This is a genomic window from Mesorhizobium sp. LjNodule214 (assembly GCF_964252735.1).
Taxonomy (GTDB): Bacteria; Pseudomonadota; Alphaproteobacteria; order Rhizobiales; family Rhizobiaceae; genus Mesorhizobium.
Genome location: NZ_CAXUPE020000001.1, coordinates 281,724 through 308,535 on the forward strand (window position 1 = coordinate 281,724; position 26,812 = coordinate 308,535).

At 63.7% G+C, this 26,812-nt stretch carries 33 protein-coding genes; 21 read left to right on the forward strand and 12 right to left on the reverse strand.

What is annotated here, in order from left to right; genetic code table 11:
- Window positions 1-12: 12 nt before the first annotated feature.
- From ruvB to rcdA, 4 genes are all read right to left on the reverse strand, one after another.
- Window positions 13-1,050 (reverse strand): Holliday junction branch migration DNA helicase RuvB, encoded by a 1,038-nt coding sequence (gene ruvB, locus ACSQ3Z_RS01300; RefSeq protein WP_006200120.1) that lies wholly within the window; start codon window positions 1,048-1,050, stop codon window positions 13-15.
- A 43-nt stretch (window positions 1,051-1,093) separates the two neighbouring features.
- The gene (gene ruvA, locus ACSQ3Z_RS01305) at window positions 1,094-1,714 is read right to left on the reverse strand and encodes a Holliday junction branch migration protein RuvA (protein WP_404282964.1); all 621 of its coding nucleotides are present in this window, start codon (window positions 1,712-1,714) and stop codon (window positions 1,094-1,096) included.
- 10 nt (window positions 1,715-1,724) lie between these two features.
- A complete protein-coding gene (ruvC, locus tag ACSQ3Z_RS01310; protein ID WP_436169605.1) occupies window positions 1,725-2,234 on the reverse strand; it encodes a crossover junction endodeoxyribonuclease RuvC in 510 nt (169 codons plus the stop codon).
- A 123-nt stretch (window positions 2,235-2,357) separates the two neighbouring features.
- Window positions 2,358-2,888 carry a protease adaptor protein RcdA gene (gene rcdA / locus ACSQ3Z_RS01315; RefSeq protein ID WP_436169606.1) on the reverse strand — a complete coding sequence of 177 codons (531 nt, stop codon included), beginning with the start codon at window positions 2,886-2,888 and terminating at the stop codon, window positions 2,358-2,360.
- A gap of 533 nt (window positions 2,889-3,421) precedes the next feature.
- Between rcdA and ACSQ3Z_RS01320 the strand changes: the two genes are divergently transcribed.
- The gene (locus ACSQ3Z_RS01320; RefSeq protein WP_436169607.1) at window positions 3,422-3,973 is read left to right on the forward strand and encodes a DUF2269 family protein; all 552 of its coding nucleotides are present in this window, start codon (window positions 3,422-3,424) and stop codon (window positions 3,971-3,973) included.
- 72 nt (window positions 3,974-4,045) lie between these two features.
- Here ACSQ3Z_RS01320 and ACSQ3Z_RS01325 read toward each other — a convergent pair whose 3' ends face one another.
- Window positions 4,046-4,816 carry a sulfite exporter TauE/SafE family protein gene (locus ACSQ3Z_RS01325; protein ID WP_436169608.1) on the reverse strand — a complete coding sequence of 257 codons (771 nt, stop codon included), beginning with the start codon at window positions 4,814-4,816 and terminating at the stop codon, window positions 4,046-4,048.
- 186 nt (window positions 4,817-5,002) lie between these two features.
- Here ACSQ3Z_RS01325 and ACSQ3Z_RS01330 point away from each other — a divergent pair, with 186 nt between their 5' ends.
- Window positions 5,003-5,524 (forward strand): N-acetyltransferase family protein, encoded by a 522-nt coding sequence (locus ACSQ3Z_RS01330; RefSeq protein ID WP_436169609.1) that lies wholly within the window; start codon window positions 5,003-5,005, stop codon window positions 5,522-5,524.
- A gap of 40 nt (window positions 5,525-5,564) precedes the next feature.
- Here the strand turns inward: ACSQ3Z_RS01330 and ACSQ3Z_RS01335 are convergent, their stop codons facing one another.
- Window positions 5,565-6,020 (reverse strand): Lrp/AsnC family transcriptional regulator, encoded by a 456-nt coding sequence (locus ACSQ3Z_RS01335; RefSeq protein WP_436171808.1) that lies wholly within the window; start codon window positions 6,018-6,020, stop codon window positions 5,565-5,567.
- 133 nt (window positions 6,021-6,153) lie between these two features.
- Here ACSQ3Z_RS01335 and ACSQ3Z_RS01340 point away from each other — a divergent pair, with 133 nt between their 5' ends.
- The 9 genes from ACSQ3Z_RS01340 to ACSQ3Z_RS01380 all read left to right on the forward strand — a co-directional run bounded on the left by ACSQ3Z_RS01340 (window position 6,154) and on the right by ACSQ3Z_RS01380 (window position 14,090).
- Window positions 6,154-7,059 carry a DMT family transporter gene (locus ACSQ3Z_RS01340; RefSeq protein WP_436169610.1) on the forward strand — a complete coding sequence of 302 codons (906 nt, stop codon included), beginning with the start codon at window positions 6,154-6,156 and terminating at the stop codon, window positions 7,057-7,059.
- 143 nt (window positions 7,060-7,202) lie between these two features.
- Complete coding sequence (locus ACSQ3Z_RS01345; RefSeq protein ID WP_436169611.1) at window positions 7,203-7,850, forward strand: thiamine phosphate synthase; 648 nt, start codon at window positions 7,203-7,205, stop codon at window positions 7,848-7,850.
- Window positions 7,810-8,886, forward strand: a complete 1,077-nt coding sequence (locus ACSQ3Z_RS01350; RefSeq protein ID WP_436169612.1) for a tetratricopeptide repeat protein — start codon at window positions 7,810-7,812, stop codon at window positions 8,884-8,886. Before ACSQ3Z_RS01345 ends, ACSQ3Z_RS01350 begins: the two co-directional genes overlap by 41 nt.
- A gap of 197 nt (window positions 8,887-9,083) precedes the next feature.
- Window positions 9,084-9,650: an elongation factor P gene (gene efp, locus ACSQ3Z_RS01355; RefSeq protein WP_006200133.1), complete on the forward strand. Its 567-nt coding sequence runs from the start codon at window positions 9,084-9,086 to the stop codon at window positions 9,648-9,650.
- A gap of 25 nt (window positions 9,651-9,675) precedes the next feature.
- On the forward strand, window positions 9,676-10,476 hold the full coding sequence (locus tag ACSQ3Z_RS01360) for an inositol monophosphatase family protein (RefSeq protein ID WP_436169613.1): 801 nt from the start codon (window positions 9,676-9,678) through the stop codon (window positions 10,474-10,476).
- 81 nt (window positions 10,477-10,557) lie between these two features.
- Window positions 10,558-11,250: a PAQR family membrane homeostasis protein TrhA gene (trhA, locus tag ACSQ3Z_RS01365; RefSeq protein ID WP_436169614.1), complete on the forward strand. Its 693-nt coding sequence runs from the start codon at window positions 10,558-10,560 to the stop codon at window positions 11,248-11,250.
- Between the two features lie 104 nt (window positions 11,251-11,354).
- Entirely contained in the window at window positions 11,355-12,380 is a 1,026-nt protein-coding gene (locus tag ACSQ3Z_RS01370; RefSeq protein WP_436169615.1) for a MotA/TolQ/ExbB proton channel family protein, read from the forward strand.
- 1 nt (window position 12,381) lies between these two features.
- Window positions 12,382-13,413 carry a peptidoglycan -binding protein gene (locus ACSQ3Z_RS01375; RefSeq protein ID WP_436169616.1) on the forward strand — a complete coding sequence of 344 codons (1,032 nt, stop codon included), beginning with the start codon at window positions 12,382-12,384 and terminating at the stop codon, window positions 13,411-13,413.
- 242 nt (window positions 13,414-13,655) lie between these two features.
- Window positions 13,656-14,090 (forward strand): hypothetical protein, encoded by a 435-nt coding sequence (locus ACSQ3Z_RS01380; RefSeq protein WP_436169617.1) that lies wholly within the window; start codon window positions 13,656-13,658, stop codon window positions 14,088-14,090.
- Window positions 14,091-14,153: 63 nt separating this feature from the next.
- Here ACSQ3Z_RS01380 and ACSQ3Z_RS01385 read toward each other — a convergent pair whose 3' ends face one another.
- Window positions 14,154-14,507: a DUF1304 domain-containing protein gene (locus tag ACSQ3Z_RS01385; RefSeq protein ID WP_436169618.1), complete on the reverse strand. Its 354-nt coding sequence runs from the start codon at window positions 14,505-14,507 to the stop codon at window positions 14,154-14,156.
- Between the two features lie 162 nt (window positions 14,508-14,669).
- Here ACSQ3Z_RS01385 and ACSQ3Z_RS01390 point away from each other — a divergent pair, with 162 nt between their 5' ends.
- Together ACSQ3Z_RS01390 and ACSQ3Z_RS01395 are read left to right on the forward strand one after the other, a co-directional pair.
- Window positions 14,670-16,154 (forward strand): carboxypeptidase M32, encoded by a 1,485-nt coding sequence (locus ACSQ3Z_RS01390; protein WP_436169619.1) that lies wholly within the window; start codon window positions 14,670-14,672, stop codon window positions 16,152-16,154.
- A 116-nt stretch (window positions 16,155-16,270) separates the two neighbouring features.
- Window positions 16,271-18,379 (forward strand): DUF3857 domain-containing protein, encoded by a 2,109-nt coding sequence (locus ACSQ3Z_RS01395; RefSeq protein WP_436169620.1) that lies wholly within the window; start codon window positions 16,271-16,273, stop codon window positions 18,377-18,379.
- Between the two features lie 22 nt (window positions 18,380-18,401).
- Here the strand turns inward: ACSQ3Z_RS01395 and ACSQ3Z_RS01400 are convergent, their stop codons facing one another.
- Window positions 18,402-20,204 (reverse strand): ABC transporter transmembrane domain-containing protein, encoded by a 1,803-nt coding sequence (locus ACSQ3Z_RS01400; RefSeq protein ID WP_436169621.1) that lies wholly within the window; start codon window positions 20,202-20,204, stop codon window positions 18,402-18,404.
- 204 nt (window positions 20,205-20,408) lie between these two features.
- Between ACSQ3Z_RS01400 and rpmE the strand changes: the two genes are divergently transcribed.
- Window positions 20,409-20,630 carry a 50S ribosomal protein L31 gene (rpmE, locus tag ACSQ3Z_RS01405; protein WP_006200144.1) on the forward strand — a complete coding sequence of 74 codons (222 nt, stop codon included), beginning with the start codon at window positions 20,409-20,411 and terminating at the stop codon, window positions 20,628-20,630.
- 102 nt (window positions 20,631-20,732) lie between these two features.
- Window positions 20,733-21,233, forward strand: a complete 501-nt coding sequence (locus ACSQ3Z_RS01410; protein WP_436169622.1) for a hypothetical protein — start codon at window positions 20,733-20,735, stop codon at window positions 21,231-21,233.
- Between the two features lie 9 nt (window positions 21,234-21,242).
- On the opposite strand, the gene ACSQ3Z_RS01415 is transcribed toward ACSQ3Z_RS01410, so the two are convergent.
- Window positions 21,243-21,878, reverse strand: a complete 636-nt coding sequence (locus ACSQ3Z_RS01415) for a TetR family transcriptional regulator (RefSeq protein WP_436169623.1) — start codon at window positions 21,876-21,878, stop codon at window positions 21,243-21,245.
- Between the two features lie 109 nt (window positions 21,879-21,987).
- On the opposite strand from ACSQ3Z_RS01415, the gene ACSQ3Z_RS01420 reads away from it, so the two are divergent.
- Both ACSQ3Z_RS01420 and ACSQ3Z_RS01425 read left to right on the forward strand, forming a co-directional pair.
- The gene (locus tag ACSQ3Z_RS01420) at window positions 21,988-22,821 is read left to right on the forward strand and encodes an NAD(P)H-binding protein (protein ID WP_436169624.1); all 834 of its coding nucleotides are present in this window, start codon (window positions 21,988-21,990) and stop codon (window positions 22,819-22,821) included.
- Between the two features lies 1 nt (window position 22,822).
- Window positions 22,823-23,299 carry a DUF1772 domain-containing protein gene (locus ACSQ3Z_RS01425; protein WP_436169625.1) on the forward strand — a complete coding sequence of 159 codons (477 nt, stop codon included), beginning with the start codon at window positions 22,823-22,825 and terminating at the stop codon, window positions 23,297-23,299.
- A 33-nt stretch (window positions 23,300-23,332) separates the two neighbouring features.
- On the opposite strand, the gene ACSQ3Z_RS01430 is transcribed toward ACSQ3Z_RS01425, so the two are convergent.
- From ACSQ3Z_RS01430 to ACSQ3Z_RS01440, 3 genes are all read right to left on the reverse strand, one after another.
- Entirely contained in the window at window positions 23,333-23,644 is a 312-nt protein-coding gene (locus tag ACSQ3Z_RS01430; protein WP_436169626.1) for a SelT/SelW/SelH family protein, read from the reverse strand.
- Complete coding sequence (locus ACSQ3Z_RS01435) at window positions 23,641-24,390, reverse strand: YebC/PmpR family DNA-binding transcriptional regulator (RefSeq protein ID WP_436169627.1); 750 nt, start codon at window positions 24,388-24,390, stop codon at window positions 23,641-23,643. Before ACSQ3Z_RS01435 ends, ACSQ3Z_RS01430 begins: the two co-directional genes overlap by 4 nt.
- 224 nt (window positions 24,391-24,614) lie before the next feature.
- Window positions 24,615-24,938 (reverse strand): ArsR/SmtB family transcription factor, encoded by a 324-nt coding sequence (locus ACSQ3Z_RS01440; RefSeq protein WP_436169628.1) that lies wholly within the window; start codon window positions 24,936-24,938, stop codon window positions 24,615-24,617.
- Between the two features lie 51 nt (window positions 24,939-24,989).
- On the opposite strand from ACSQ3Z_RS01440, the gene ACSQ3Z_RS01445 reads away from it, so the two are divergent.
- From ACSQ3Z_RS01445 to ACSQ3Z_RS01460, 4 genes are all read left to right on the forward strand, one after another.
- The gene (locus tag ACSQ3Z_RS01445; protein WP_436169629.1) at window positions 24,990-25,472 is read left to right on the forward strand and encodes an SRPBCC domain-containing protein; all 483 of its coding nucleotides are present in this window, start codon (window positions 24,990-24,992) and stop codon (window positions 25,470-25,472) included.
- A gap of 28 nt (window positions 25,473-25,500) precedes the next feature.
- Complete coding sequence (locus ACSQ3Z_RS01450; RefSeq protein ID WP_436169630.1) at window positions 25,501-25,893, forward strand: VOC family protein; 393 nt, start codon at window positions 25,501-25,503, stop codon at window positions 25,891-25,893.
- Between the two features lie 63 nt (window positions 25,894-25,956).
- Window positions 25,957-26,319 (forward strand): hypothetical protein, encoded by a 363-nt coding sequence (locus ACSQ3Z_RS01455; RefSeq protein WP_436169631.1) that lies wholly within the window; start codon window positions 25,957-25,959, stop codon window positions 26,317-26,319.
- Window positions 26,320-26,344: 25 nt separating this feature from the next.
- A complete protein-coding gene (locus tag ACSQ3Z_RS01460; protein ID WP_436169632.1) occupies window positions 26,345-26,812 on the forward strand; it encodes an SRPBCC family protein in 468 nt (155 codons plus the stop codon).

Genomic DNA, 26,812 nt, shown 5'->3' on the forward strand with positions numbered 1-26,812 from the left:
AACAAATCTCCGTTACTCTTCCTGGAACAGGCTGATCTGCTGCTGCGCCAAATCCTTCGGCGCATCGAGGCCGAGGTGCCGCCAGGCGTTGGCGGTCAGCACACGCCCGCGCGGCGTGCGCTGGATGAAACCCTGCTGGATCAGGTAGGGCTCGATGATGTCCTCGATGGCGTCGCGCGGCTCGGAGAGCCCCGCGGCGATGGTCTCGATGCCGACCGGCCCGCCGCCGAAATTGCGGGCGATCATCGACAGATAGCGACGGTCGAGCGCATCGAGGCCGAGCGCATCGACCTCCAGCCTGGTCAGCGCCTCGTCGGCGATCCGGCGGTCGACATGACCGTCACCGGCGACCGATGCAAAATCGCGCACGCGGCGCAGCAGCCGGCCGGCGATACGCGGCGTGCCGCGCGCGCGCCGCGCTATCTCCAGCGCGCCGTCGTCGCCCAATGGCATCGACAGAATCCGGGCGCCGCGGCGCACGATCTGCTCCAGTTCCTCGACCGTGTAGAAATTGAGCCGGACCGGAATGCCGAAACGGTCGCGCAGCGGATTGGTCAACAGGCCGAGGCGAGTGGTGGCGGCAACGAGCGTGAAGCGGGCAAGGTCGATCTTGACGGAACGCGCCGCCGGCCCTTCGCCGATGATCAGGTCGAGCTGGAAATCCTCCATCGCCGGATAGAGGATTTCCTCAACCGCCGGATTGAGCCGGTGAATCTCGTCGATGAACAGCACGTCACGGTCTTCGAGATTGGTCAGCAGCGCCGCCAGATCGCCGGCCTTGGCGATGACCGGACCGGAGGTCGAGCGGAAATTGACGCCGAGCTCGCGCGCCATGATCTGCGCCAGCGTCGTCTTGCCGAGACCGGGCGGGCCGACGAACAGCACATGGTCGAGCGCCTCGCCGCGCCCCTTGGCGGCGTCGACGAAGACCTTGAGGTTGGCCCGCACCGCCGCCTGGCCAACGAAGTCGTCAAGCGTCTGCGGCCGCAAGGTCTGCTCGGCATCCTCGCCGCGTTTGTCGGGGGCGATCAGGCGGGGCGAAAGGCTCATGCTGCCTTCCTTGCACAGGGCAGGGAACGGAACAAGCAACGCCTCACCGCGCCAGTTCCTTCAGCCCAAATCGAATGAGCTTCGAGGCATCGGCGCCCTCGCCGGCCGTCTTAAGCGCCGCCGAGACTGCATTGGCGGCGATGTCGCGCGAATAGCCGAGATTGACCAGCGCCGAGACGGCATCGGTGATCGGCGCAGGTGCGACGCCCTCGCCGAGCTCCTGCTTCAGACCGATCGTGCCGGAGGCAGCACCGGCATAGGCCGGCGCCTTGTTCTTCAGTTCGGTGACGATGCGCTCGGCCACCTTCTTGCCGACGCCCGGCGCGCGAGAGACCATGGCGATGTCGCGCAACGCGATCGCATTGGCGAGATCGGCCGGCGCCAGCGTCGACAGGATCGCCAGCGCCACCTTGGCGCCGACACCCTGCACATTGTTCATCAGCAACCGGAACCATTCACGCTCCAGCACCGACTGGAAGCCGTAAAGCCGGATCATGTCCTCGCGCACATAGGTCTCGATGAACAGCACCACCGCCTCGCCGGGCGCCGGCAACGCGGCAAGTGTGCGCGCCGAGCAATAGGCGACATAGCCGACGCCATGCACATCGACGAGGCAGAAATCCTCCTCGATCTCGTCCAGCGTACCCTTCAGCTTGCCGATCATACGTGATCCCTCATGCCAGAGCCGCCATCCGGTAGGCGACGCTTTGCCGGTGATGTGCGTGGCAGATGGCGATGGCCAGCGCATCGGCGGCATCGTCGCTGTCGAAGGTCGCCTTCGGCATCAGCACCTTGACCATCATGTGGATCTGCTTCTTGTCGCCATGGCCGACGCCGATCACCGCCTTCTTGACGGCGTTGGGCGCATATTCGGCCACGACCAGCCCGGCGCGCGCCGGCACCAGCATGGCAATGCCGCGCGCCTGGCCGAGTTTCAACGTCGCCGTCGCATCCTTGTTGACGAAGGTCTGCTCGACCGCGGCCTCGTGCGGCATGGCGGCGTGCAGCACCTCGGCCAGCCCGTCATGCAGCTGGCAGAGCCGAACCGCCAGCGCCGCCTTGTCGTCGGAACGCACGGTTCCGGAGCCGACGAAGCGCAGCGAATTGCCGAGGCTCTCGACGATGCCCCAGCCGGTGCGCCTAAGCCCCGGATCGATACCGATGATGCGAATCGCTTCCCCCATCCGCCAACTTTACCCTTGGCGGCAAGCGATGCCAGTGAAATGTGAACAAACCAGAAACGATGCCTCACAGCAGCTCACTGGCTGATTGAGAGTTCGCTCTGTTGGGAGAAATGCCGCGGCTTTTCAGCCGCGGGCAAAGGCCGTGTTCAGCAAGCTGATCTGGTCGGAAACCGGATTGGCGCGACGGACCGCCGGAGGCGCGTCGGCGAAGGTGTTGCCGTAGATCTCCTCGTCCATGCGGCGCACCAGCGCCTGCAGGCGCAGCGAGCGGGTGACGAGGTCGAGAAAATCCGCCGGCAGTTCGGCCCAGCCGAGCGCTTCGTCATGCGCCGAAGCGGTGTCGAGACGCACCTTGGACTTTTCGGACGCGACCTGGTCGCGGGTCATCTCGCCGGAATTGGCTGCCCGCTGCAAAAGCAGCCAGGAAGCGACCTGCATCAACCTGGTGGTCAGCCGCATCGACTCGGCCGCATAGAGGGTTGCCGCCGTCCGCGACAGCTTCTTTGCCTCGGCGCGCCCCTTGCCGTCGAGATACTCGGCCGCCTGCTCGACCAGGCCCATACCCTCCTGGTAGAGTGGCTTGAAGGACTGGGAGAAAACCCGGCGCTCCGCCAATTTAATGGTTTTCGCGCTCCCCTTGGAAGGCTCGTTCATCGATACGCCCCTGCACTGCCGCAAGCCGATTCGGCATCGTATGCCGTCACGCCCTGAACCCTAAATGACTGAAGCTTGAAAATGCGCTTCGCCGCCGGTGAAGGCAAGCACATGTTTAACGAAGGGTTAACGGCGGAGGCGGCGTGGATGTCGTGCCGGCCGCGGACAAAAAAAGAGCCGCGGATAAGGCGGCTCTCAGGAGTTTAACAGGGAGGCGTCAAACAAAGTGGCTCCAACCACTCGGTAAGAATCCAGATCACTGGATGCGCATAGTAAACGCCCGTAAAGCTTAATGAACCCTTAACGGGGCCGGAAAAACTCTCATCGTGCCGCAAATCTGTACCGCTTCGGGACAGGGCAGGCATCGCCGCACCCGTGGACAAACGGGCTCGATCGAGCGGCGTGCGCATCGTCGATACAAGCCGGTCTCCCTCCCGACATCGTTCCGAAACAGCCGCCACGCTAAACGCCCGCTCCTCTGAACCGGGCGGCCGCGTCGCCTGCAATCATTTGGGATATCCAGGGAGAGACCCATGGACTGGTACTCGATCGTCAAATTCCTCCACATCGTCTCGGCCACCCTGTGGGTCGGCGGCGGTTTCGTGCTGTTCCTGCTTGGCGTGCTTGCCGAGCGCGCCGGCAACATCGAGGACAAGCTGCTGGCGATGCGCGCCAGCGGGCAGCTGGGCGGCCGTTTCTTCGCGCCGATGTCGATGCTGACGCTTATCTTCGGGCTCATCATGTGCGGCTTCTGGACCGGCTTCTCCGTCCTCTGGATCCTGATCGGCCTTGCCGGCTACGCCACCACCTTCTCGATCGGAATGTTCATCTTCAAGCCGACCGCCGAGCGTATTGCCGGCATGATCGCCAAGGACGGCGTGACGCCGGCCGCCCTTGCCGTGGGCCAGCGCATGATGAGCGTGGCGCGCTTCGACTATGCGGTGATGCTGGTGATCGTCGCCGACATGGTTCTCAAGCCGACCGCGCACGACCTCGCCGTCCTTGCCGGCATGGCGCTGGTCGTGGCGGCAGGCGCAACGCTCGCCTTTGGCGGCAGCCGCCGGCTGATGCCGAGCGCTGCCTGAAGCCGATGATGGTTGGGGGCTTCCGGATGGCCGCCCTCGTCGTCTCCCGATCTCATCGGAATGGAACAGGCTCTAGAAGAGGCCGGCAATCCCGTCCCACAGAAGCTTGACCGCGACGACCGCCACGGTCGCGTAGGTGAACGGATAAAAAACCTCCGGCCGCATGCGTCGCACCAGCCAGGCGCCGGCGATGGTCGAGAGCGGCGCCAATGGCATCAGCACCGCCGATGCGGTCAAATTGGTGGTGTCGAACTGGCCGAGCGCGAAGTAGGGGATGAGCTTCAGCGCATTGGTGGCGGCGAAGAAGATCGCCGATGTCCCCGACAGCACCTTCGGATCGAGCCGGATCGGCAGCGCATAGACCTGGAAGGGCGGGCCGCCGACATGGGCAACGAAGCTGGTGAAGCCGGCGACGGTGCCCCAGAAGGCTGCCGCCACGCGGTTGGGCGCCGCGGCATGGTCGGATCCGTGGCGGAACTGCAGATAGAGCCAGCGCAGCACGAAGATCAGCGCGACCGCGCCGACGATCAGCCGCACCATCTCTTCAGTGACCAAAGCTGCCGTCAGCCAGCCGAGGCCAATGCCAATCACCGCGCCTGGCATCATGTCGACCAGCATCTTGCGGTCGTAGACGCCCCACCATGTCCAGACCGAAACGATATCCATCAGGCACAGGATCGGCAGCAGGATGGCGGCGGCCTGGACCGGCGGCATCGTCAGCGCCATCAAGGGCACGCCGACAAAGCCGACCGCCCCGCCAAAGCCGCCTTTCGATAGGCCGACGAGAATAACCGCCGGAAGGGCGGCGGCATAGAACCACGGATCGGCGAGCAGACCTGACATGAGAGGAGAGAGGTGGCTGGAGGAACGGCGGGAGCCCTGCAATAACCCAGAAACCTTCGCGCCGCGACAGCCAATATTGGAGGCAGCGGCTGCTGGCGATCAACTGTCCGTAACTCGCCGCTCCAGATTTGCGGCGAGGCTGCTGCCGATGCATAAGGTCGCCGGCCTGTGCACGAGGTTTTGAGAATGAGCGAAATCATTATCCGCCGCGCGGAAGAAGCCGACCTCCCGGCCATCGTCGCCATGCTTGCGGACGATCCGCTTGGACGTGGCCGCGAAGATACCAGCCTACCGCTTGCCAAACCCTATCACGATGCCTTTGCGGCCGTAGACGCGGATCCCAACCAGTTTCTCGCCGTCATGACCGAAGGCAGCCGCATCATCGGCACGCTGCAGATCGCCTACCTTGCCGGGCTGTCGCTCCAGGGAGCCTTGCGCGGCCAGATCGAAGCCGTCCGCATCGCCGACGACCGGCGCGGAACAGGACTGGGGCAACGGCTGCTCGAGTGGGCGGTCGAAGAATGCCGCCGACGCGGCTGCAAGCTTGTCCAACTGACGACCAACAAGAGCCGCCTCGACGCGCATCGCTTCTATGAGCGGCTCGGCTTCAAGGCCAGCCATATAGGCTACAAGCTGGAACTCTCGAGCAATTCCAGGAAAAGTGTGAAACGGTTTTCCGTCCGGAATTGCGTCAAAACAAACAGATAGAGCGGTTCTGCGTTTCTGTGAAACAATGAACCGCTCTGGATCAGCTTCGTCCGGCGAGGGCCTCCAGCGGCGGCGGGCGGCGCCTGATCGGCTGCGCCTTGATGATGGCCGTGCTGGTTTCCGCCTTGTCGGCGATACGGTCGAGCAGGTGGTCCAGTTCGCCGATCGAACGCACGAACAGCCGCGCGACAAAGCAGTCGTCGCCCGTGACCTTGTCGCATTCGCCGAACTCTGGGATCTCCTCGATCAGCTTCTGCACAATATGCAGCTTGCCGGGCAAGGGGCGGATGCGCACGATCGCCTGCAGCGAAAAGCCCAGCGCCTGCGGATCGATCTCGATGGTGAAGGCCCGGATGACGCCGCGCTCCTCGAGCCGCCGCAGCCGCTCCGAGACGCTCGGCGACGACAGCCCGACCTGCTGCGCCAGATCCTTCAGCGAGGTTCGCGAATCCTTCACCAGGATCTCGAGAAGCTTCCTGTCCAGCTCATCCAGCATTTTTACTTCCTGAAATAAAAGCCCAAGAGCGCCTAATAAAATAAGGCTCTCTCTCGCCACCGCCTTTTCTATCTCATGGAACGCGCCCGAGCAACATGGGATTGTCAGGCATCGACGATCCTGGGAGCAAGCGATGGACAATACGGCGCGCGGCACGATCGAGATGACGGCGGCCATGGCGATCCTCGGCACGATCGGCTGGTTCGTCGTCATGTCGGGCCAGCCGATCATGGACGTGGTGTTCTGGCGCTGTGCCTTCGGCGCCGTCACGCTGCTGGTCATCTGCGCGGCACTTGGCTTGCTGCGCGGCAGGCTGACGCTTCGCATCGTGGCGATCGCCGCTCTCGGCGGCGCGGCCATTGTCATCAACTGGCTGCTTCTGTTCAGCGCCTTTTCGCGCGCCTCGATCTCGATCGCGACCGCCGTCTACAACACCCAGCCCTTCATGCTGGTCGGCTTCGGCGCGCTGTTCTTCGCCGAACGGCTGACCCTGACCAAGCTGACCTGGCTTGGCATTGCCTTCGCAGGCATGCTGCTGATCGTGCAGGCGACGCCTGACACCGGCGATGTCGGCACCGACTATTTCACCGGCATCGCGATGGCGCTTGGGGCGGCCTTCTTCTGGGCCGTCGCCGCCATCGTCACCAAGAAGCTCAAGGGCACGCCGCCACACCTGATCGCGCTGATCCAGGTCTGCGTCGGCGTCGTCATGCTGGTGCCCTTCGCCAATCTGTCCCAGCTTCCCGCCGACGCATGGAGCTGGGCCATGCTGGCGACGCTCGGCGTCGTCCACACCGGCCTGATGTACATACTGATGTATGGCGCCATCCAGAAGCTGCCGACGCATCTGCAGGGATCGCTGTCCTTCATCTATCCCGTCGTGGCGATCCTGGTCGATGTCGTTGCCTTCGGCCATCGGCTGCATCCCGCCCAGATCATCGGCGCCGCCGCCATCCTGATCGCCGCCGCCGGCATGAATCTCGGCTGGACACTGTGGAAGTCGAAGCCACCGGTCGAAAGCCCTCAAGCCGTCAAATGATCCACAGACTGGCTGCCCGCCGACGTTCGTAAACTAAGGCCATCGCAACGATCCCCGCCCGCCTGTTCAAGGCGGGCGCTTTGCTCTATGCCGCAATGCAACCATCTTCGCCCGGCATAGGCGAAAACCAGGATCGAAAGCCAATGAACGACGCCACACCGCCCAACCGCTGCCGCATCGTGCTGATCGCGCCGAAAGACGCGCCGGCCGAGCGCATTGCGGCGGCCTTCGAAGGCGGCGACGTCGCCTCGCTCATCCTGCCTGAAAACGGCATGGACGAGGCCTCCTTCCAGGCCTTCGCCGAACAGATCGTGCCGCTCGCACAGGCCGCCGGCATCGCCGTCATCATCGCCGGCGACAGCCGCATCGCCGGACGTGTCCAGGCCGACGGCATCCATGTCGAGGTCTCCAAGGCCGAACTCGCCGAGACCATCCAACATTTCCAGGGGAAAATGATGGTCGGCGCCGGCGGCGCCAAGACCCGCGACGATGCGCTGGAACTCGGTGAAGCCAGGCCCGACTACATCTTCTTCGGCCGCTTCGGCTACGACAACAAGCCTGAGCCGCATCCGCGCAACCTGTCGCTCGGGCAATGGTGGGCGGATATGATCCAGATTCCCTGCATCGTCATGGCCGGCTCCGACATCGCTTCCGTCGAAACCGTGGCCGCCACGGGTGCCGAATTCGTGGCGCTGTCCAGCGCCGTCTTTGCCGACGGCATCGACCCGAAGGCGGCGATCGCCACCGCCAATGCGATGCTTGACGAAACCGCGCCGCGTTTCGAGGACTGACGTGCGCTGGCCGCGGTTTCCTCTCCTGGCTCTGGTCGCGGCCGTTGCGGCCCAGTCCGCCTCTGCCGCGCAAAGCGTTCCGCTGCCGCAGCCCAAGCTTGATGCAGGCACGCATGTCGACAAGCCGATCGAGACGCCGCTGCCCCAGCCCGCCACCACGGCCCCGCTGCCGTCGGCCGACACCATCAACCCCGATCGTTTCGGCGCCAAGCCGGCGGATCCGGCCTACGGCGCCTTTCAGCGCGGACTCTACAAGACCGCCTACAATCTCGCTTTGGTGCGCGCGCAGAACGGCGATCCGGCGGCCGAGACGCTGGTGGCCGAGATCCTGTCGCGCGGGCTTGGCGTGCCGCTGAACGCGGCGGAAGCTGCGAAATGGTACGCGCTTGCCGCCGAGCAGGGCGTGCCGGAATCGCAGTTTCAGTACGCGCTGATGCTGCTCGACGGCCGCTACGTCAACAAGGACGAGAAGGGGGCCTATGCGCTGATGCAAGCCGCCGCCGAGGCCGGCAATCGTCTGGCGCAGTTCAATTTCGCGCAATTGCTTGTCCAGCAGGACCCGGGTGATGTCGGCATGGCCAAGGCCGCGTCCTACTACGAACGCGCCGCAGCCACCGGGCTCGCCGACGCGCAATATGCGATGGCGCAGATTTATGCCAACGGCATCGGCGGCAAGCCGCGCGACGATGCCCGGGCACGCACCCTTTTGGCGCAGGCCGCCAGGCAGAATTACGACACAGCGCAGATCGACCTCGCCACCTGGATGATCGAAGGGCGCGGCGGCACGCGCGACCTTAAATCCGGCTTCGGCTGGATGAAGCAGGCCGCTGAGGGCGGCAACGTCGCGGCCCAGAACCGCCTCGCCAAGCTCTACATGGAAGGCATCGGCACTGACCCCGACCTGGTCCTGGCCGGCGCCTGGTACATCGTCGCCCGCCGCGCCGGGCTGATCGATCCGCAGATGGACGATTTCCTGCAAGGCCTGACCGACGACCAGACCAGGCAGTCGCTGCAGAAGGCCAACCGCCTGCCTTGACCGGCCACGCATTGTCATGCGCAGGCCGCACGCGGACGGCAGGCCTGCGAGGGAACGGCCTCACCACGGTCGGGCCGCCGTGCGTCGCTCCCTTGCCTCTGCAGCGTGCCTCGCTCCCTTGCCTCTCCAGCCGATTTGTGGTCTTGGAGGCGCCAAATCGCCGTCAGGGCGACAATCTCATTCCGGAACAACTCAACATGGCCAAGATCAATGGCAACGAAATCCGTCCGGGCTACGTCATCGAGCACGATGGCGGCCTGTGGGTGGCGGTCAAGACCAACACCGTCAAGCCCGGCAAGGGCGGCGCCTACAACCAGGTCGAGCTGAAGAACCTCATCAACGGCACCAAGCTCAACGAGCGCTTCCGCTCGGCCGAGACGGTCGAGCAGATCAGGCTGGAGATGAAGGACTTTTCCTTCCTCTACGAGCAGGGTGACGCGCTGGTGTTCATGGATACCGAGAGCTACGAGCAGCTCGAACTGCAGAAGGATTTCGTCGGCGACCGCGCCGCCTTTCTACAGGACGGCATGATGGTGACGGTGCAGCTCTATGAAGAGCGGCCGATCGGTATTTCGCTGCCCGACCAGGTGACGCTGACCATCACCGAGGCCGACCCGGTGGTGAAAGGCCAGACGGCGGCCTCGTCCTATAAGCCGGCGATCCTGGAAAACGGCATCCGCGTTCTCGTGCCGCCGTTCATCGGCGCCGGCGAGCGCATTCTCGTCGACACCAACGAAATCACTTACATTCGCCGCGCCGAGTAGGCAGCGAGCAGCGGGAAGAACAAAAATGGCGCGTTCCGCGATCCTCAATGTCATGGTTCAGGCTGCGATGAAGGCCGGGCGCTCGCTGTCGCGCGACTTCGGCGAAGTGCAGAACCTGCAGGTATCGATGAAGGGGCCGGGCGACTATGTCAGCCAGGCCGACCGCAAGGCCGAGGACATCCTGTTCACCGAACTGTCGAAGGCTCGGCCGGGTTACTCCTTCCTGATGGAAGAGCGCGGCGCCGTCGAGGGCGATGACGGCCAGCACCGCTGGATCGTCGACCCGCTCGACGGCACCACCAACTTCCTGCATGGCATTCCGCTGTTTGCCATTTCGATCGCGCTCGAGCGCCAGGGCCAGATCGTCGCCGGCGTCATCTACAATCCGGCCATGGACGAGCTCTACACCGCCGAGCGTGGCGGCGGCGCCTTCATGAACGACCGCCGGCTGCGCGTCGCCGGCCGCACCAAGCTGGTCGACGCCGTGATCGGCTGCGGCATGCCGCATCTCGGCCGCGGCCAGCACGGCAATTTCCTTGTCGAACTGCGCAACGTGATGGCCGAGGTTTCGGGCGTGCGCCGCCTCGGCTCCGCCTCGCTCGATCTCGCCTATGTCGCCGCCGGCCGCATGGACGGGTTCTGGGAAGTCGGCCTGTCGGCCTGGGATATCGCCGCCGCCCTGCTCTTGATCCGCGAAGCAGGCGGCTTCGTCTCCGACTTCAACGGTGGCCAGGACATGCTGGACAACGGCTCGGTCGTCGCCGGCAACGAGATCATCCAGCGCGCGCTGTTGAAGACGGTGAAGAAGCCGGTTACGCCGCGCTGAAGCGCCGCAGTCGCAAAATCGCAACCAAAGCTTGAAATACTGTCCGGCAACCGCCCAGATACGGGCGATGCAGGACTATTCATGAGCGACACCGGACCGCAATCCCAGCTCGACATCCCGTTCATGGGCCGCTGGCACTATTCGCGCGCCGAAATGATCGCCGATGGCATCGTGCATGCGGTGGGCATCGTGCTGGCGATCTCGGCCGGCTCGGCATTCCTGGCGCTGGCTGCCTTCCATGCCGGTCCGGGCGAGTATATCGCCGCCGCCTTCTATGTCGTGTCGCTGCTCACCGTCTTGTCGGTGTCGCTGGCCTACAATCTCTGGCCGGCGTCTTCGCCGGCGAAGTGGATCCTGCGCCGCTTCGATCACGCCGCGATCTATCTCCTGATCGCCGCGACCTATACGCCCTTCCTCGCTCAGCTCGACGGCTCGCCGCTGGCTGTCTCGATGATCGTCCTGGTCTGGGTCTCGGCGGCGATCGGCATCGCCATAAAAGTGCTTCTTCCCGGCCGCTTCGACCGGCTGGCGGTCGTCTTCTATCTCGCCATCGGCTGGAGCGGCGTCGTCCTGGTCGGCCCGCTGGTGCAGACCTTGCCGACGATGTCGATCGCGCTGATCGTTGCCGGCGGCATCGTTTACTCCTGCGGCGTCATCTTCTTCGCCTGGAAGGGGCTGCGCTTCCACAACGCTGTCTGGCACGGCTTTGTCATCACCGGCGCCGGCCTGCATCTGGCCGCGATGGTGGACTGTCTGGTGATAAACCGCTTCTGAGCTTTGGCGGGCAATATTGCCAAGCGCCATTCAATTTGGTCACAATTCCGTTTAGAGTCGCGAACAAGTTGATCGACGGCAGCGGCATCGGAAACGGGGCACGAATGGCTTTTCTCAGATCCTTCGGCATCGGCAGACGCTCCGACGTTCTGATCTACGACCCCCATAAACTATCGAGCCCGCAGGTTTTTCTGCTGACCATGCTGATCTTCCTGGTCATCGTGGGCTTCATCGCCGCCATCCTGACCCGCCAGGTCTCGAGCGCATTCGTCACCAATCCGGGCCTTAACGGGCTGATCATCGGCGTGCTGGTGGTCGGCATCCTGCTTGCCTTCGCCCAGGTCGGGCGCCTGTTTCGCGAGGTGCGCTGGGTCAACTCCTTCCGCGCCGGCTCGGAAACCACCGAACCGGTGCTGCTGGCACCGATGAAGGCGATGATCGGCCGCTCGTCGACGGTGGCCTTCTCGACAAGCTCGATGCGCACCATGCTCGATTCGATCGCCACCCGCCTCGACGAAAGCCGCGACACCTCGCGCTATCTCGTCGGCCTCCTGGTGTTCCTCGGCCTGCTCGGCACCTTTTGGGGCCTGCTCAATACCATCGGGTCGATCCGCGAAACCATCGAATCGCTCGATCCCGGCACCGGTGACGCCGCCGCCGTGCTGGATTCGCTCAAGCAAGGCCTATCGGCGCCGCTGGCCGGCATGGGCACCGCCTTCTCGTCCTCGCTGTTCGGCCTGTCCGGCTCGCTGGTGCTCGGCTTCCTCGACCTGCAGGCCGGCCGTGCCCAGACCCGATTCTACACCGAGCTGGAGAACTGGCTGTCCTCGGTCACCGATCTCTCCTCCGACATCGTCGTTGCCGATCCAGTCAGGAACGAGCCGTCCGACGAGATCCGCCTGTTGTCGGAAAGGCTGCGCAGCCTGCAGGAAAATGGCGGCGGCTCCAATCCGCGCGTCGCCACCGCCATGGCCAATCTCGCCGACGGCATCTCAGGCCTGGTCAAGAACATGCGCTCCGAGCAGCAGATCATGCGCGATTGGGTCGAGGCCCAGTCCGATGAGCAGAAGGCGATGCGCAACACGCTGGAAAAGATCGCCGACGCCCTGAAGAAGCAGGGAGTCCACTAGCATGGCTCTCGCCAGGGCGCGGCGCGCCGATCGCCGCATCGACTATTGGCCGGGTTTCGTCGACGCGCTGTCGACGCTGCTCCTGGCGATCATGTTCCTGCTCACCGTGTTCGTGCTGGCGCAATTCCTGCTCGGCCGCGAAATCTCCGGAAAGGACACGGTGCTCAACCGCCTCAACTCGCAGATCAACGAACTGACCCAGCTTCTGGCGCTTGAGCGCTCGTCGACGCAGGACAAGGAGGATTCGCTCGCCAATCTGCAGGCTTCGCTCTCGGCGTCGGAGGCGGAAAAGAGCCGGCTCCAGCAATTGCTGGCGCAAGGCGCCGGCGCCGGCGACGCGGCCAACCAGCGTGCCACGGCCCTTTCCGGCGAGCTCGACAGTCAGCGCCAGATCAGCCAGCAGGCGCTGAGCCAGGTCGAGATCCTCAACCAGCAGATCGCAGCACTTCGCAAGCAGATCGGCGCGCTCGAAGACGCGCTGAACGTGTCCGAGACGCGCGATCGCGACTCCAACACCAAGATCGCCGATCTCGGTCGCCGCCTCAACGTGGCACTTGCGCAGCGTGTGCAGGAGCTGAACCGCTACCGCTCCGATTTCTTCGGCCGCCTGCGTGAAATCCTCGCCGACCGCGAGAACATCCGTATCGTCGGCGACCGTTTCGTCTTCCAGTCGGAAGTGCTGTTTCCGACCGGCTCCGAGGTGATCAACGATGCCGGCAAGGTCGAGATGAAGAAGCTCGCCGATGCCATCATCGAGCTGCAGAAGGAGATCCCGCCGGAGATCAACTGGGTGCTGCGCGTCGACGGCCACACCGACAACAAGCCGCTGTCCGGCACCGGCCGCTACCGCGACAATTGGGAGCTGTCGACGGCGCGCTCCACCTCGGTGGTGAAGTTCCTGATCGAGAACGGCGTGCCGGCCAACCGGCTGGTCGCGGCCGGCTTCGGCGAGTTCCAGCCGCTCGACCCCGCCGACACCGACGAGGCCCGCAACAAGAACCGCCGCATTGAACTGAAGCTCACCGAACGGTGATCGCGCATCACGCGAATTTGTTCGCCGGCTCAACGCTAGGGCGCAGACATCAGGCCGACAAGGCCTGAAAAGATTATCTTTTTTTAATTACACTTCGCCGCCGGCCGCTTCTAGTTTCCGCAGCGGAGGCCGAGAACCACCGGCGATGACTCCCATCATCGCGGCACGACGGAACCGGACGGCCCGTGACTGGAAGTTGGGCGCAGCAACCGCCCCTTCCACAGTAAGAGGAGGACGCAGCCATGCGCTCTTATGCTTCCAAGGCAACAATCAGGACTGCAACGATCGCCGCCTTTCTCGTGGCGGTTCCTTTGTCCGGCGCCTATGCCGCCGGACATCACAAGGGCGCTCTCGACGCAACCGACCCGACCGATATGGTCGGCCCGCGCGTGACCGGCCTGATCGAACAGGCGAAGGGCGTTGACGAAGGCATCGCGGACGCAAGGCAGGCGAACACGATCACGCCGGCCCAAGCGCAGCAACTGCACATGCGCGCCGCCCATATCAGCCAGGCTGCCGCAAGAACGGCTGCCGCGGATCATGGCAGTATACCGGCCGCGCAGTATCATGATTTGCTGCGCCGGCTCGACGATGTCGACCAGGCGCTCCGGATCGACACCGGCACCGGCTTCCTGATGGGTGACGGCGCCGATGGTGGGCACTATCCGAACGGCTGATCATCGGAACAAGAGGAAGGGACGACCTGGCGCCCAAGGGGCTCGCCCCACGGGCGTCTTTTTTCACCAGCCCAGCCAGAGCACGATCAGGGCAAGCACGGCCGGCACGGTCTGGATGAACAGGATCTTCCTGCTGACAGTCGCCGCGCCATAGAGGCCCGCTATGGCGACAAAGAGCAGGAAGAACACCTTGACCTGGAAGCCGGCCGCGCCAAGAGCGAGGCCCCAGATCAGACCGGCAGCAAGAAAGCCGTTGTAGAGCCCCTGGTTGGCGGCGAGAACCTTGGACGCCTTGGCAAAGTCAGGTGTCAGGCCGAACGCCTTGTGGCCGCGCGGCGTATCCCACAGCACCATCTCCAGATAGACGATGTAGCAGTGGATCAGCGCCACCAGCCAGACCAGAATGTTGCCGATCATTTTTCCCCTCCGTTTGCCGTCTTTGCGGCCAGCCAGCATTGATCACGCACGGGCCTCGCGGCGCAAGGTGCCTTGAGCTTAGCCCGCGCGAGGCTCAGGGTTGCCAACCTCGGCATGTTGGTATCTTTTCCCGCCAGCCAATCGAAGCTGACGGAATCCACAATGTCCTTTCAGAAACTTGACGGCCTCGGCCACAAGCTCGAAGCGCTGGAACATGCGCTCGCCATCCTCGGCGCCGACGAGGCGACCCATATGGCGGTAGGCGGCGGCGAGAAGCGCGCCGAGGCGATGTCGGCGCTCGCCGGCATGCTCCATGCCCGCGCAACGGCGCCCGAGATATCTGACTGGATCGCCGCAGCCGAACAAGAGGTGCTGAACGAGGAACAGCAGGCGGCGGTCAGGGAGTTGCGCCGGCAATACACCAACCTGACCTGCCTGCCGGTGGAGTTTGTCGAGCGCCAGACGACGGCGCGCATGCGCTCCGAACAGCTCTGGCGCGATCTGCGCGCCAAGAACGACTGGGCAGGCTTCCTGCCGGCGCTGGAAAGCGTAGTCGCCCTGGTGCGCGAGGAGGCGGCATTGCGCGCCGATGTGCTCGGCCTCGCCCCCTACGACGCGCTGATGGAACAGTACGATCCCGGCAACCGTGCCGCCGACATCACGCCGGTGTTCACCGAACTGAAGACCTTCCTTACAGGCTTTGTGCCGGAAGCACTGGCGGTGCAGGAGGCGCGGCTAGCCAAGCACCCGCTGAAGCCGCTCTCCGGCAGCTATGCGATCGACAGGCAGCGCGAACTCGGCCTTGCCATGATGGCGGCCGTCGGTTTCGACCTGACCCACGGCTCGTTGTCCGTGTCGCACCATCCCTTCTGCGGCGGCGTGCCGAGCGACGTGCGCATCACCACCCGCTACAAGACCTCGGATTTCCTGTCGGCGCTGATGGGCGTGCTGCACGAGACCGGCCATGCGCTTTACGAGCAGAACCTGCCCAAGGCCTGGTCGCATTGGCCGCTCGGCAAGGCGCGCGGCATGGCGGTGCATGAAAGCCAGAGCCTGTTCGTCGAAAAGCAGATCGGCCGCAACCCGGCCTTCTGGCGCTGGGCGCTGCCGATGGTCGAAAAGCATCTCGGCGAGGCCTGGTCGATCGACGACATCCTGCCGCATGTGCACCGGGTCGAACGCGGCCTGATCCGCGTCGACGCCGACGAGGTCACCTACCCGCTGCATGTCATCCTGCGCTACGAGCTTGAACAGGAGCTCGTTTCGGGGCGGCTGGAAGCGGCGAACCTGCCGGAGGCGTGGGACGCCAAGATGCGCGACTATCTCGGCCTCTCGACCATCGACAACCCCGCTGACGGCCCCATGCAGGACGTGCACTGGCCGGGCGCCGCGTTCGGCTATTTCCCGTCCTACACGCTGGGCGCCATGATGGCGGCGCAGCAATGGGCCGCGCTGACGCGTGACCACCCGGCTGCCGACAGTGATCTCGCGAAAGGCGACTTCAGTGCCATCAACGATTGGCGCCGTGAAAAAATATGGTCGCAAGGGTCGCGCTGGTCGACGCCGGACCTGCTCGAACGCGCCACCGGCGAGAAGCTGAATGCCGTGTATTTCACCGACCATTTGCGCAAACGCTATGGCAGATGAACGCCTTCGTCCTTTGCCACCGCCCCCTCATGGAGGCTGAAAAACCCGCGCAATAGACTTTACTTTGACTGAAAAGCCTCTGAAGAAAGAAGCTCCTTCAAAGTAAGCGAGCGTGGATGCCGGCCCGTAGCAGTTTTCGTGAGGTCAGGTCTTTCTGGTGCCTCATCGTTTTTTTGGTCTTACTGGTCGGCCTTAGTTCTCCTGCCAGGTCCGATGAGACGGTTCTCAAGGCTCCGGCGGAAAGCTGGACGAAGCTGATCGACGTTCCGACGGCAGACCCTGCACGAGCGGATCAGGTCAGGAACGGACTGTCCTGGCTGCTGTTGGACGAGCAGATCGTCCATCGGCCGGGCGGCCATGATGATTTTTCGCGCACGGTCTACAAGATTGTCGACCGACCTGGCCTTGAGCAAGGTGCGGGCATCGACCTGCAGTTCGACCCGTCGCGGCACAAGGTTACGCTGAACCATTTGCGCATTATCCGCGACGGCATCGTTCTGGACCGGCTGGCTGACGCGAAGTTCGACATCTTCCGGCAGGAAAAGGATGCTGAACGGGGCGTCTTCGACGGCTGGTTAACCGCTCATATCAACATCGATGACGTGCGTGTTGGCGACACGATCGACTACGCAACGACCTACAAGACAACGCCGCTTATCGGCAAGGATCTGTTCTTCTTCAATTTTTCGACCGAATGGGAAGAGCCGGTAGCGCTCATTCGCTCCAGCGTCACCTGGCCTGCCGATCAGCCGCTCGAGGTCAAGGCAAGGGGAACGCAGGTCAAACCGACAATCTCCTCGTCGGGCTCCGATACCGTCTATTTGTGGGAGATTCCAAGCCCGAAGCCGGTCAAGGTCGAGGACAACCTCCCGACCGAGTATCCGGCCCGAGGCTCGGTCGATGTGGCATCGACAGCAGACTGGCAAGGTGTGGTCGACGCGGTTGCCCCATACTACAAGCCGGCCACAACTTTCCCGCCGGCATTTGCAGCGCAACTCGACGCCATCACTCTCAAGCGTCCCATGCCCGAAGACCGCATGATACAGGCGATGCGGCTGGTGCAGGATCAGATACGTTATGTCAGCCTGTCGATCGGTACCGGATCCTATATTCCGCGCGACCCCGCGACGGTCATTTTGAGCGGATTTGGGGACTGCAAGGACAAGGCCTTGCTGCTTACCTCGTCGCTCGTGCGGCTTGGCATTTCCGCGCAAGTTGCGCTGACCGATCTCGACGAGGGGCGCGCGCTGGACCAGCATCTGCCGGCATTGCGCGCCTTCGACCATGCCATCGTCAAGGCGACGATCGGAAAGGAAACATATTGGCTGGACGCCACCAACTATCTTCAGGGCGGCAAGGCGCACGATTTCCCGCAAGCCGATTACGGCTTCGCACTGCCTCCCTTCGGCACCGGCAAGTTGGAGAAGATGCCCAGCGCTGTGCCTGCCAACCCATCGGTGCAGGTTGCCGAGGAGTTCGTTTTTCCCGACAAGCTGGGCGATCCGCTGTCGCTGACGGTATTCTCGACCTACGTAGGCGCCGACGCTGATTCAATGCGCAGCAGATTGGCGGGCCGATCGCTGAGCGATCTGTCGGACACGTATCTGAAATACTACAGCAAACAGTACCCAGGCATTCAAAGCGTGGCGAAGCTGGAGATAGTCGATCGCCGCGACGGCAACATCGTCAGCGTGAAAGAGAGTTACAAATTGCCGGCGCAGGCACTGGCGGCCAACGATCTGGCCAAGGACTTTCCGATTCGGGCGTCCGATCTCGGCAACTTTCTGCCGACCCCGACAATTGTGGGCCGTACCGGTCCTGTCTCGCTCGGCTCTGCGCTTTACCGGCGCCACAAGGTTACGGTGCGCAACCTCAAGGCCAGGTTCTCCGGTGGGCCGATGAAGAGCATCGCGACGCCCTACGTGTCGCTCAAGGCATCGTGGAGCAACACGCCGACCGAGTTCGAGGTGGAATGGAATTTTAAGACGCTGGCAACGGAAGTGCCGGCCAAGGCGATTGCCGACTACCTGAAATCCGTCGACGATATTTCGAGGGAACTCGAGTGGCGGTACGACTTCACCTACCAGGATCCGGAAGACCCACCCGCCAATGTAGAGGTCAGAGATCCGGGTCTGGAACAAGAACGTGTTTTCGCCAGCCTGCTTCTCTTGTCCGTGTTCCTCGGCGTTCCCCTGTTCATGGCCTATCGTCGCAGCAGACGCTAAGCCACCGCGACTCCGGCGCCGGCTACTCGGCCGCGCCCTTGAAGGCGCTGGCGCCTGTCTCGAACTGCAGCTTGGCCAGCCGTGCATAGATGCCGCCCTTGGCGACGAGGCTCTGGTGGGTGCCTTCCTCGACGATGCGGCCAGCCTCCATGACCAGGATGCGGTCGGCCTTCAGCACCGTCGCCAGCCGGTGGGCAATGACTAAAGTGGTGCGGCCCTGCATCAGCCGCTCCAGCGCCGTCTGCACCAGCGTCTCGCTTTCGGCGTCGAGCGCCGAAGTCGCCTCGTCGAGCAGCAGGATCGGCGCGTCGCGCAGGATGGCGCGGGCAATCGCCACGCGCTGGCGTTGGCCGCCGGACAGTGTCACGCCACGCTCGCCAACCTGGCTGTCATAGCCCTTCTCGAGCTTGAGGATGAACTCGTCGGCAAGGGCTGCGTTGGCCGCCGCCTCGATCTCGGCCTCGCTGGCGCCGGGCCGGCCGAAGCCGATATTGTCGCGCGCGCTGGCCGCGAAGATGGTGACATCCTGCGGCACGATGGCGATGCGCTCCCTGACATCAGCGGGATCGGCCTCGCGCAGGTCGACGCCGTCGATGACGATGCGGCCGGTCTCGGGATCGTAGAAGCGCAAGATCAGCGAAAACACCGTGCTCTTGCCGGCGCCCGAGGGACCGACGATCGCCACCGTCTCGCCGGGCTTGATCTGAAAACTCAGGCCGTGGACGGCGGCGCGATCGGGCCGTGCCGGATAGGAGAAGGAGACGTCGTCGAAGCTGATCGCGCCTTTCGCCTTGGCCGGCAGCGGCGCGGGATTGGCCGGCGACTGGATGGCGGGCTTCTCGGCCAGGATCTCGGTCAGCCGCTCCGCCGCGCCCGCCGCCTGGGCAAGCTCGCCCCACACCTCCGACAGCGCGCCAAGCGCGCCAGCGGCAAACACCGAATAGAGCAGGAACTGGCCGAGCGTGCCCGGAGACAACGTGCCGGCAAGCACGTCGCGCGAGCCGAACCAGAGCACCGCCACGACCGAGGAAAAGATCATGAAGATGGCGAAGAAGGTAAGGAAGGAGCGGGCGAAGATCGAGGCTCGCGCCGCCTCGAAAGCGGCTTCCACGGCGGTCGAGAACCGGCCGGTGACCAGTTTTTCGTTGGTGAAGGCCTGCAGCGTGCGCACCGCGCCGATCTGCTCGCTGGCATAGGCGGTGGCGCCGGCAAGCGTGTCCTGCGCCTGCCGCGACTTGCGCCGCACCGAGCGCCCAAAGGCGACCAGCGGCAACACGATGACGGGAATCGCTGCGATGACCAGGCCCGATAATTTCGGGCTGGTGAAGACCATCATCGCCACCGCGCCGAGGCCGAGGATGACGTTGCGCAGCGCCACCGAGGCGGTGGCGCCGACTGCTGATTTCACCTGCGTGGTGTCGGCCGCGAGCCGCGACACGATCTCGCCGGATTGCGCGGTGTCGAAAAAGGCCGGCGACAGCGTCGTGACATGGGCAAACACATCGCTGCGGATGTCGGCGACGACGCGCTCGCCAAGCGTGATGACGAAATAGTAGCGGCTGGCCGAGGCAGCCGCCAGCAAGGCGGCCATGACCACCAGCATGGCGAAATATTCAGCGATGAAGCTGGAATCGGAGGCGGAAAATCCGTGGTCGATCATGCGCCGCACGGCGAGCGGCAAGGCCAGCGTCGTCGCCGCGGCGACGATCAGCGAGATGACCGCGCCGATGACCATTTTGCGGTAGCGGGTGATGTAGGGAAAAAGACGCCGCAGCGGTCCGAGCGAGCGCCGGCGCCCGTCTTCCTCGCCGCTGATATCCGCCATGACCGTTTCCTCTGGCCGCTTCCAGGTGGGCGCTTCAATATGCGCCTGCCGCGGCCTTGTGATTCAATTCTGGCTGATGTATAGGCTCGCCGACCGTTTTAGAAGCCGTGGCTCCTCAATAGCTGCGGCTTCGGATTTTAGAAAGGGGCGCATCGACGCAGGCCATGGGCCCGTCGGCAGCGCCGGCAAGCCAGGAACCGAACCATGAAGACCGACATCCATCCCGACTACCACACGATCAAGGTCGTCATGACCGACGGCACCGAATACATGACCCGTTCGACCTGGGGCAAGGAAGGCGATACGATGAACCTCGATATCGACCCGACCACCCATCCGGCCTGGACCGGCGGCCAGCAGACCCTGCTCGACCGCGGCGGCCGCCTGTCGAAGTTCAAGAAGCGTTTCGAAGGCTTCGGCATCTAAGCCGCATCAGCCTTTCTCGGATCAAAAAACCCGCCTTCGAGGCGGGTTTTTTGTTGACCTCAAGCAGCCGGTGATGGGACGCAAGCGGTCAGGGAGGACACTATGTCTAATCTCGACGACGAGCGGTGGTCCGACCTCAAGGGCGGGTACAAGGTTGTCTATGACCCACGACCGGCCTTGCGAACGCTGGCCGTTCACTACGGCGACAAATCGGCCTGGGATGAACTCTGGAATGAATTGCATCATCAGGGGGATGTTGGAGACGCGTCTTACGGCGCGGTCGTTGAAATCGTCCGCATCTCCGAAGACCACACTCCGGCTTACTGGGGTGCCTATGGTCTGGCCGCAACGATCGAAGAAGCGCGACTGCTCGACGACCGGAACCCGCAGGTTCCTGCTTGGATCGAACCGCATTACAAGGCAGCGTGGCGAACGCTTCAGCACCTGGCATTGCGGGATCTGGCCACTTCCACCGATGACGAGACGGTGAACTGCGCATTGGCCGTCATCGCGCTTTATCGAGGCCGGTTCAACCTCGGCCGCATGGCGATGTGCACGGAGGATGAGCGCGCGGAAATGCTGAGGAATTATTTCGGCCGCTAGCGCGCGGCCCTACTCGGCAAGCAGTTCCCGCAGCGCCATGCGCTTGTAGGCCGCGACCAGCCTGTCGCCCTCCTGCCGCTCGACCGAGATCGCCAGCCGCATGGCAGCTTCGCCCATCTGCCAGACGAGAAACGCCGTCGTCTCCAGCGCTACCGGGTCGGCGGCTGGACGCAGCCGCCTCAGCACCGCGATGAGGAATTCGGCATTGGCGCGGCTGTCCGCCAGCTCAAGCTCGCGCAGCGCCTTGTCTGCCTGCGTGCCCGACCAGATGTCGCGCATCACCGGTTCGGCCAGGAACAGCCGGTAGTAGATGTCCACCAGCTCCGAAAAGGCCTGCCGCAGGCCTTCGGCATCGCCGACATCCTTCAGCGCAGCGGCGATGCAGGCCTGGCTCTCGGCGGTGTAGCGCTCGGCCAGCGCCCAGACGATCGCCCGCTTGTCCGGGAAGAACTGGTAGAGCGAGCCGATCGACACGCCAGCCCTTTCCGCCACCTCACCCATGCGCATGGCGTCGCTGCCTTGCTCGGCGATCAGCGCCGAGGCAGCAGCCAGCATCCGCTCGACCCGCTCGCGGCTGCGCTGCTGGCTGGGTGCCCGGCGCGGCGATCCGACCTGCCCCTCCTGCTCAACGGTCCTGCCTTCCATGGCCCCTCCAGAATTTTTCAGCGAACGCGCTTGACTTGCAGAATACGAGGGTTTATCACGTTTTGCAAATGTGAGGATTGCTCATGTTTGGAAAAGAGAGGAAACCGAAATGACTGACACCACTTCAAAACCAATCCTGATCCTCGGCGGCACCGGCAAGACCGGCCGCCGCCTCGCCGAGCGGCTGACGGCGCGCGGCCTTCCGGTGCGCATCGGCTCGCGTTCGGGCAGCCCGCGCTTCGACTGGGAGGTTCCCGCGACCTGGGGCCCGGCCGTGCAGGGCGTCAGCGCCATCTACATCAGCTACTATCCCGACCTCGCGGTGCCGGGCGCTGCCGAAGCTATCGGTGCCTTCGCTAGGCTAGCCGTGGCCAATGGCGTCACCCGACTGGTGCTGCTGTCCGGCCGCGGCGAGGCCGAGGCCCAGCGCGCCGAAGAGATGGTCAAAGCCTCGGGCGCCGACTGGACGATCCTGCGCTGTGCCTGGTTTTCGCAGAACTTCAGTGAAGGCTTTCTCGTCGAGTCCTTGCTCGAGGGCGAAGTGGCCTTGCCAGTCGGCAATGTCGGTGAGCCCTTTGTCGATGCTGACGACATTGCCGACGCGGCCTTCGTCGCGCTGACCGAGCCAGGCCATGCCGGCCAGCTCTACGAACTGACCGGCCCGCGCCTGCTGAGCTTCGCCGACGCGGTCGCCGAGATCGGCAAGGCCGCCGGGCGCGACATAGGCTTCAAGCGCATCTCGCACAACGAATTCACCGCGGCCATCGCGGCCCACGACCTGCCGCCGGAATTCGCCTGGCTGCTCAACGAGCTGTTCACCGAGGTGCTCGACGGCCGCAACGAGACGCTGACCGATGGTGTCCAGCGTGTGCTCGGCCGTGCGCCGAAGGACTTTTCCGCCTACGCAAATGAAACCGCCGCTACCGGCGTGTGGAGCAACTGAGATGATCAAGCTTCTTCCCACCCTCACCATCATTGCCGCAATCGGCTCGGGCGTCGTCGGCGGCGTGTTCTTCGCCTTTTCCAACTTCGTCATGGCGGCGCTTACCCGGCTGCCCGTCCCAAGCGGCATCGCTGCGATGAATTCGATCAACGTCACGGTGATCACCCCGACCTTCATGACGGCGCTGTTCGGTACCGGCCTGCTCTGTCTGGTACTTATCGCCGCCGCCATCATGGGCTGGAGCCAGTCTGGCTCGTACTGGTTGCTTGCCGGCGCCGTGATCTACCTGATCGGCAACCCGATTGTGACCATGGTCTTCAATGTGCCGCTCAACGATGCGCTCGCCGCCGTCGACCCAGCCAGCGCCAATGGCGCCGCCGTGTGGGCGAACCATCTGAACCAATGGGTGATGTGGAACCACGTCCGCACCATCACCGCCATCGTGTCGATGGCCTGCTTCATCTTCGCATTGCTCTGAAAATGGCTCTACGCAAATACAAAAGACCTCGCCTTAGGCGGGGTCTTTTTGCGTGTGACCCTTGCGGTCGGAATGGCCGAGATCGCGGTCCGGATCGATGACGTCGCGCACCAGCTGCTTGAGCTTCGCGGCATCCGGAAAGCCGTCGTCGCGCTTGCGGTCCCAGACAAGCTGATCATTGCAGGAAATGGTGAAGATGCCGCCGGTGCCGGGCACCAGCGCCACTTCGCCGAGATCCGTGCCGAAGGTAGAAAGCAGCTCCTGCGCCATCCAGCCGGCACGCAGCAGCCATTGGCACTGCGTGCAATAGGTGATGCGGATGGTGGGCAGCGGCTTGTCGCTCATGCCGCGCTGAGTTTCGCCATGGTCTCGTCGTCGACTTCGAAATTGGCGTAGACGCTCTGCACGTCGTCGTCATCCTCGAGCGTGGCGACCAGCTTCATCAGCGACTGCGCCCGCTCCTCGTCGACCGGGATGTTATTCTGCGGCCGCCAGATCGGCTTCACCGATTCCGCTTCGCCGAGTGCGCCTTCCAGCGCCTTGGAGACTTCGCCGAGATTTTCGAAGGCGCAATAGATGGTGTGGCCTTCCTCGTCCGACTGCACGTCGTCGGCACCGGCCTCGATCGCCGCGTCCATGACCTTTTCGGCGCTGCCGGCTGACGCCGGATAATAGATCTCGCCGACGCGGTCCCACATGAACGACACCGAGCCGGTTTCGCCCATCGCCCCGCCGGCCTTTGTAAAGGCGGCGCGCACGTTCGAGGCCGAACGGTTGCGGTTGTCGGTCAGCGCCTCGACGATCAGCGCCACGCCGCCCGGCCCGTAGCCTTCGTAGCGCACCGCTTCGTAGTTTTCGGCATCGCCCATCGACGCCTTGTTGATGGCGCGCTGGATGTTGTCCTTCGGCATCGACACCGCCTTGGCATTCTGCACGGCAAGGCGCAGGCGCGGGTTCATCGACGGGTCCGGCGTCCCGGTCTTGGCGGCGACGGTGATTTCGCGCGCCAGCTTGGAAAACATTTTCGACCGCACCGCGTCCTGGCGGCCCTTGCGGTGCATGATGTTCTTGAACTGTGAATGGCCAGCCATGGCACCCCTGTCGTCTTCGGCTAGAGCATTTGCGGCCGGGCGGTTTCACCCGGCGTTTGCGAAAATGCTCGAATTCAAATTTCAGAACGTCCCTGGTACGCCCGGATGGACATATGGCGCTCTCTGTCGGAATGGCCGGCTTATAAATAAATCGGCTCAATTCGTCCAGCCGCGCCGTTGGCGACATTGGGCGGGATCAGCCCGACGGCCTGGCACGCGGCCGTTCACGCCTCGAGATCGGACTTCAGCCGGTCGATGATGCTGATTGCGTGGCCGGCATACTGGCTGATCCAGCGGTCATGGATCTGCTTGATCGGTAGCGCGTTGAGATGGTTCCAGCGCTCGCGCCCCTCGCGCCGCGCCACAATCAGCTCGGCCTCCTCCAGTATCTTGAGATGCAGCATGACGGTACAGCGATCCATATCGGGAAAGGCATCGCACAGCGTGCCTGTGGTCTGCGGCTGGTCCTTCAGCCGATCCAGCAATTCGCGCCGGCGCGGATGCGCCAGCGCCTTGAAAACATTGTCGTCTTGCGATCGGCTTGACATGTTATGTTTCTATAACATATCGTTGACCCAAGCAAGGAAGGAGCTGTGGATATGCCTCTTGGATTCAAGATATCCGGACGCATCGACAAGCCGGTCGCCGAAGTCTTCGACGCGGTCGTCAATCCGAACAAGCTCAGCGGATATTTCACCACCATTGGCGGCGCCAGCGCACCGCTGGTGGCGGGCACCACCGTGACATGGTGGAAGACGGTGCCCGTCGAGGTCGACGAGGTCGCGAAAGACAGCCGCATCGTGCTGCGTTGGGACGCCACCGACGCCGACGGCAAGCCGGCCTACAAGACGCGCATCGAAATGAATTTCGAGCCGCTGGACGACGGTGGCACCTTCGTCACCATCGCCGAGACCGGCTGGCATGAAGGAGAGGCCGGATTGAAGAAGTCCTACCTCAATTGCGAGGGCTGGTCGCAGATGCTGGCCTGCATGAAAGCCTATGTCGAATACGGCATCAATTTGCGCGACGGCTACTATCGCAGCGAGCTGAAGGGCGAACCCGCCAACGAGACCAATATCTGAGCGACCTTGATGAAGACGGAGGCCTGCGATGAAGAAAGTAACGCCATTCCTGATGTTCGAGGGCAAGGCCGAGGAGGCGATGAGCCTCTACTGCGAGACCATTCCCGACAGCAGCATCCTTGACGTTACCGGTTACGGCTCCGGCGAAGACGGCCCGGAAGGAACGGTCAAGCTGGCGCGGCTGTCGATCGGCGGCCTGGAGGTAATGCTCTACAACAGCCCGGTGCACCATGCCTTCACGTTCACGCCGTCGGTCTCGCTCTACGTGGATTGTTCCTCCGAGCAGGAGCTGACCCGCATTGTCGAGACAATGGCAAAGGACGGCGCGTTCCTGATGCCGCCCGACAATTATGGCTTCAGCCGCCGTTTCGCATGGCTGAACGACAGGTTCGGAGTTTCCTGGCAGGTCAACCTGTCATAGCGAGCGACGCGGACCGAACCGGCTGATGAAGACAACTTCTGAACGCAGGAAGTGGAGCCAGCAATGACCGCGAAAATCACCGGCGGCGTCAACATCGCCATGAAGGTACCGCCGCACCAGTATGAGGCGACGATCGCCTTCTACCGCGATGTCGTCGGCCTGAAGCCGTTCACTGCCAAGGCGCCGGCAATCGGCTTCGAGTTCGGCCCAAACCGCCTGTGGATCGATGAAGCGCCGATGATGAGCCAGGCCGAAATCTGGCTGGAGCTGTTCACAGACGATTTCCCGGTCGCCGCGGATCATTTCGCCAGGGCTGGCGTTGTGCGCTGTGACGCCATCGAGCCCTTGGGCGAAGGCTTCCGTGGCTTCTGGATCGCCAATCCGGCCAGCATCGTCCACATGGTGCGCGAACCCGGAGCCTGGTGAGGGCCAAGCCTGAAAGGAGACCGCCATGGAAATCCGCGAAGCACCAACCGCCGAAACCGGCATGCTGATCAGGCGGCCTGTTGCCGAGGTGTTTGAAGCGATCGTCGATCCAGCTGTCACCACGAAATTCTGGTTCACTCATTCCAGCGGCCGGCTGGACGCAGGCAAGCCGGTTCAGTGGGAATGGCGCATGTACGACGTCTCGACGGCGGTCGATGTCAGCGAGATCGTCAAGGACAAGAAGATCGTCATGCAGTGCAGCGACCCGCCAACCATTGTGGTCTGGACCTTCACCGAGATGCCGGGCAACACGACCTTTCTCGAGGTTCGCAATTTCGGCTTTGCCGGTAGCGGTGACGAGCAGGTCAAGCAGGCGATCGATTCGACCGGCGGCTTCTCGCTCGTTCTGGCCGGCGCCAAGGCGTGGCTGGAGCAGGGCCTGACGCTTGGCCTGATCGGCGATCGCCATCCGAAGGGCGTGCCGGCGAGCTAA